Annotated in this window: 3 protein-coding genes and 3 pseudogenes; 5 read left to right on the forward strand and 1 reads right to left on the reverse strand. The window is 58.5% G+C overall.

Annotated features, from left to right (window positions below):
- The 4 genes and pseudogenes from tnpB to tnpC form a co-directional block, all read left to right on the forward strand.
- Positions 1 to 280: IS66 family insertion sequence element accessory protein TnpB (tnpB, locus tag NKH90_RS34015; RefSeq protein WP_352823651.1), on the forward strand; the 280-nt coding region annotated here is incomplete at its 5' end.
- 66 nt (positions 281 to 346) lie between these two features.
- A pseudogene (locus NKH90_RS34020) lies at positions 347 to 877 on the forward strand (IS66 family transposase); the annotation flags it as partial.
- A gap of 76 nt (positions 878 to 953) precedes the next feature.
- On the forward strand, positions 954 to 2,114 hold the full coding sequence (locus tag NKH90_RS34025) for an IS110 family RNA-guided transposase (protein ID WP_352823653.1): 1,161 nt from the start codon (positions 954 to 956) through the stop codon (positions 2,112 to 2,114).
- A 286-nt stretch (positions 2,115 to 2,400) separates the two neighbouring features.
- Positions 2,401 to 3,214: pseudogene (tnpC, locus tag NKH90_RS34030) on the forward strand (IS66 family transposase); the annotation flags it as partial.
- Positions 3,215 to 3,589: 375 nt separating this feature from the next.
- On the opposite strand, the pseudogene NKH90_RS34035 reads toward tnpC, so the two are convergent.
- Positions 3,590 to 3,871: pseudogene (locus NKH90_RS34035) on the reverse strand (hypothetical protein); the annotation flags it as partial.
- A gap of 569 nt (positions 3,872 to 4,440) precedes the next feature.
- On the opposite strand from NKH90_RS34035, the gene NKH90_RS34040 reads away from it, so the two are divergent.
- Positions 4,441 to 5,361, forward strand: a complete 921-nt coding sequence (locus NKH90_RS34040) for an aminotransferase class IV (protein ID WP_352707656.1) — start codon at positions 4,441 to 4,443, stop codon at positions 5,359 to 5,361.
- The last annotated feature ends 240 nt before the right edge of the window (positions 5,362 to 5,601 follow it).

The following is a 5,601-nucleotide window of genomic DNA, read 5'->3' on the forward strand; positions in this document are numbered from 1 at the left end:
AAGTTCTACGAGCAATATCAATACGATAAAGTCGTCCGACTGCCCGGACTCTGACAAGGGGATGCATTATGAAACGAACTGCGGCAACCTGGTCAAGATTATCTGGCATGATGGGCTCGGCATGTCGCTATATGCAAAACGGCTCGAGAAGGGCCGGTTTCTATGGCCGTCGCCGGCGGACGGCACGGTTTCCATATCACCGGCGCAGCTCGCCTACATGCTCGACGGGATCGATTGGCGCAACCCGCGTCACACGTTCCGACCGCAGCGCGCGGGCTGAGTTTTTCTTTGAGTTTGCGCCATTTTCCGCGAGTCAGCGGACGCGTTTTATGATTCACTCCAGGGCATGGTTGCCACCGCCCAGGATGCTGTTCCGGACGATATTGGCGCGCTGAGAGCAGCGCTGACCGCGGCGCTGGCCAGAGCCGAAGACGAGGCCGCACGCGCTGCGCTGGTCGAGGCCGAACTGGCGGTCGCCAGGGCCAAGGCATCGGATGATGCGGCGCTGATCGCCCATCAGGATCTGACGATCCGGAAGCTGCAGCGGGCGCTGCATGGTCAAAGTTCTGAACGTTCAGCCCGCCTGCACGACCAGATGGAACTCACCTTCGAGGAACTCGAGAGCACGGCAACGGAAGACGAGATCGCCGCCGAACAGGCTGCGGCCCGGACCACCGAGGTGGCGCCTTATGTGCGCAAGCGACCGACGCGCCAGCCATTTCCCGAGCACCTGCCGCGCGAACGCGTGGTCGAGCCGGCGCCGACCGCTTGCCACTGCTGCGGCGGTCATCGGCTGCGCAAGCTGGGTGAGGATATCACCGAGACGCTGGAGGTGGTGCCGCGGCAATGGAAGGTGATCCAGCACGTGCGGGAGAAGATCCTATGGGCGACTGGATAGCAGCCACCGCTCTTGCGAATGTGTGGTTGTTACAAACACCACTCGGGAGCCAGGCATGCAAACCGGTCAATTTGAAACTTCGATCGCCATTCGCACCGAACTCTGCGCGATCTTCGTGTCGCTGGAATTGAGCAGAACACGGTGGTTGATCACATCTCTTTCGCCGGGAGGGGGAGAGAAAATGTCGAAGCACTCAGTTCTGGGAGGCGATGTTGCGGATCTCCTGAAAAGGCTCGCAGAACTCCAACAGAAGGGGCGATCGCGCACCGGCAAAACGTATCCCGTGGTCGTTATCCAAGAAGCCGGTCTCGACGGATTCTGGATCCACCGCACACTTGAGAAGAATGGAATAGAAAGCTGGGTAGTTGATCCTGCTTCGGTTCTGACGTCCCGAAAACATCGGCGGGCGAAGACCGACAAAATTGATGGGGAAACCTTGGTGCGGACGCTTCTGGCCTACAAGCGAGGTGAACCAAGGGTGTGTGCGATGGTCAGGGTTCCCACTCGTGATGAAGAGGATCGTCGTCGAATCTGCCGAGAGCGAAAGACGCTGATCGCAGAGAGAATCCTGCACGTAAACCGGATCAAAGGCTTGCTGTTCGCACAAGGAATTGGCGACTACGAACCGATCTACCGAAATCGCCGCGCTCGACTGGAGGAACTGCGAACGGGCGACGGACACCCGCTGCCACGTCAAGTTAAAGCACAGATTTTACGGGAACTTGATCGTCTCGAAATCCTCCTCGCACAGATCAAGGAGGTTGAAGCAGAACGGGACGCGTTGCTCAATGTCGTGAGCGACTCTATGCCGAACCCGGCGTCCCTAATCGTGCAGCTTAAGGGTATTGGTGCTGAAGTCGCTGCGGTTCTCTGGTCGGAGGGGCTCTTCCGCAGCTTCGATAATCGCCGCCAAGTCGCTGCCTACGCTGGCCTGGCGCCTACCCCTTGGCAGAGTGGCTCTGCAGATCATGAACAAGGTGTCGGGAAGGCTGGTAACCCGCGACTTCTGACAGTCATGATCCAGCTGGCATGGCTATGGCTACACCATCAGCCGAATTCGGCCCTCAGCACATGGTTCATGGAGCGCGTGCAACGAAACGGGGGGCGTGGGAAGAAAACCGCGATAGTCGCGCTGGCAAGAAAGCTTCTTGTAGCTCTCTGGAAATATGCCGTTCATGGAGTGGTCATTGAAGGCGCAAAGCTGAAGGCGGCCTGACTGATGAAAATCGCCTCAATCTCCCGCAGTGGTGCGGGCAGATCCAGACAGGACAAACCGAAGGGTGAATGTGGCGTCACGCGCCGACGAGAAGAAGGGTTTTGTCCTACCGAGCCTCCGCCTACGAAAGAGGGATTTTGGTGCGGCCGATAAAAAGCGGCGACCGTATGTGAGTTTGGACTGGTGGAAGTGCTCCAGTCAGATGATGAGCTCGAGCCTGGATACTGGATCGATGGGAGTGCCGAACATGCGTTTTTGAACCCGCTTTACATTGACGGGCCCATGTGAGTTTACCTGCCGCGACTGCGAGGCGGTCAGCCACTCCGGCGCCGTTCCACGCCACCCCACGGGGCTGGGCCGGTCCGGGCCTGCTGGCGATGATCCTGTTCGAGAAGTTCGGCCAGCATCAGCCGCTCAACCGGCAGGCTGAACGCTATGCCCGCGAAGGCGTGCCGCTCAGCCTGTCGACGCTCGCCGACCAGGTCGGCGCCGGCGTCGCGGCGCTGATGCCGCTGTTCAAGCGGCTCGAAGCCCATGTGCTGGCCGCTTCACGTCTGCACGGCGACGACACGACGGTGCCGGTCCTGGCCAAGGGCAAGACCGATACCGCCCGATTATGGACCTATGTGCGTGATGACCGACCATTCGGCGGTGTCGATCCGCCGGCGGCAGTGTTCTACTATTCCCGCGATCGCCGAGGCGAACATCCCGCGGCGCATCTCGCCGGCTGGAGCGGCATTCTGCAGGCCGATGCCTTTGGTGGTTATGGCGATCTCTATGCGACGGGTCGTCAGCCGGCGCCTGTTCTGGAGGCCAGCTGCTGGGCCCACAGCCGGCGCAAAGTGTTTGAGCTGGCCGATGTCGAAGCGGCGGCGCGCAAGAAGGCGCACGGCGAGAAGCCCAACCTGGTCTATCCGCTGGCGGTCGAAGCCGTGAAGCGCATCGATGCCCTATTCGATATCGAGCGCGCGATCAACGGCCTGTCGCCGGCCCAACGCCACGCCGTGCGCCAGGAGCGGAGCGCGCCGCTGGTCACCGAGCTCGAGCGCTGGATGATCGAGACGCGCGACAAGCTCTCGCGCGGGCACGACCTGACCAAGATCCGCACAACTGCGGACCCAACCAGCGGCGGCCTGATCATGCAGCGCAATAAGGTGCATCACGTCTACACCGTCGAACGTGTCGCCAGGGACCTCGGCGTCAGCGAAGCGCTCATCCAGGAACTGACCCTCGGTCTCGAGCCCGAGGACGGCGTCATCTGGGTCTACGGGGCCAACGATGACGACGGAATCTTGGCCTTCACCGATGAAAGCATCGAGGAGGTCAAGCTCCTCCTCGAAGAATATCATCGCGTCTCCCCATCGAAAGCTTGACCCCAGCACCGCGGTGCTCATGGCCGCCGGATACACGTCTGCGGTCTTCACCGGATAGGTACAGCGCTCCCCCGGGACGAGGCCGAGAAAGGCCATCAACTGCGTCGGCGTATCGAAGCGATGCACATCCCCAATTTCGGCCGCGAAGATCACAGGACCAGGAACGAGGCGCCGCGCATGGCCTGATAGGCCTCGACGACCCGCGCGATGCGGCAGTCCGCTGCCGACCGCGAAGAGAAGCGAGTGACCCACGGGCGACACCGTCCGGGAAAAGACAGGGAAGCTTGACCTCACCGACCCAATCGGAGAAGCCTGCTGGTCTAGCCTAGCAGGTTGTTGAAAAACCGTTTTGTTCACGGAACGTATCAGAATCAGACCGAGCACAAATCAGATTCAAAACGGGTATCTCGAGCCTTTTTGATCAGCCAGCTAGGGTCTTTCTGGGTTGCCACCACGTAACCACCAGAGCTCTTGAAGGTGCTCTGCCATAAATCTTCAAAAGTTTACATTATATTCGCGATCGCAAATCGCCGGCCGTGGTAAGTTGATCCCAGACAATGCTGAAGCAACTGATGCGATCTAAGCGAATGGCAAGAAGAGCGCTCATTTCTGATTGTAACGGTCTGCCATACGTCCAAGCGGCCGGCGTGTCCCTTCATTTCGGCTTATCGTGGCCAGTACGACTACATTGAGTGGAAACGTTGAGGCAATCCGTGTCGATACCGACAATCTCTCTCTGATCCGCGAATGTGACAGCCTCAAGCGTGTGGAGCATCGAAAACGTAAAAAGACGTGACGGATTGGCGGCATCTCACAAATCTCACAAGAGGTAATTTCAACACTGGCTGCGGTGCTTGCGAATGCACCACACGGAGAGCACCTCGCCACCAAGGAGTCACTGCGAGTGAAAATCCGCGCCCCGATTTGCCTAGTACTTTCGATAGGAGAAAATCATGACCTCGGGCAAAACCAAAATTTTTATGGATGGCAACATTACTCCATGGGAGGACGCTACCATTCACGTGGCGTCTACGGGCGCCAAATACGGCGCCAATGTCTTCGAGGGCATTTGTTGCTACTATGGCGACCGCCAATACCTCTTTCGTCTTCGCGAGCATCTTGAGCGGCTGCATGAATCCATGGACCTGATGCGCCTTCCGCAGCAGTACTCAGATGAGGAATTAGAATATTCAGTTTGGCAGGTGCTCAAAGCCAACAGTATCGAAGGAGATGCTCACATTCGTTTGTCTATCATAGTGAGGGGCGAAGGGCTTTATGACGTCAGCGGTCCGCTTGTACTTGTCTGCACCGCAACTCCCCGCGGTGCAGGGACACTTGCAGGAGGGACGGTCAACATTGGGATCAGTAGCTGGCGGCGTATTGATGATGCTTCCATGCCGCCGCGCATAAAAGCAGGCGCCAACTATCATAATGGGCGGTTTGCCCTCATGGATGCCAAGCGACACGGTTATGATGAGGCACTGCTCCTCAACTCCCGAGGCTTGGTATCGGAATCTACGAATTCTTGCTTCATGATGGTCCGTCGGGGCGCACTGGTTACGCCGCCCGCTTCCACCGGTATTCTCGACAGTATTACGCGGGATACCTTTCTCAAAATCGCAGGTGAGGAGCTTGGCTTACCCGTTGAAGTGCGAGAGATTGACCGCGCTGAAACGGCCATCGCTGAGGAAGCGTTCCTTTGCAACAGTTTCCAGGAGGTTCGCCCAATCCGCAGTATCGACGGCATCAAGCTCAAGCAAACCGCGCCGGGACCGATCACCAACCGTTTGTGGGGCGCTTATGAGGACATCGCTCGCGGTCGCAAGTCGAAGTATAGAGATTGGCTTGCCTATTCCAGGGATTCCGGACAGTGATTCTAAGACGAAACCGGAGACCACCCAGTGTCCGGGATTTACCGAAACACGCAGTTTCGCCGGACGTGTAGCGAGCTCAAACGCTCTCGCACCTACCTCGGCCGGGTGTTCGCCATCCCCCCACTTTGCCCTGCCCCTTCCTTGAGCCGATTAGGTGTAAGCGCTATTTTCGCTGCACGTTGACGCGGGAGCTTTCGACGGATGGCCTTCGAATCGGGAACGGTATCTGGTCTGATCAGG

This window comes from Mesorhizobium sp. M0898, from assembly GCF_040319695.1.
GTDB lineage: Bacteria > Pseudomonadota > Alphaproteobacteria > Rhizobiales > Rhizobiaceae > Mesorhizobium.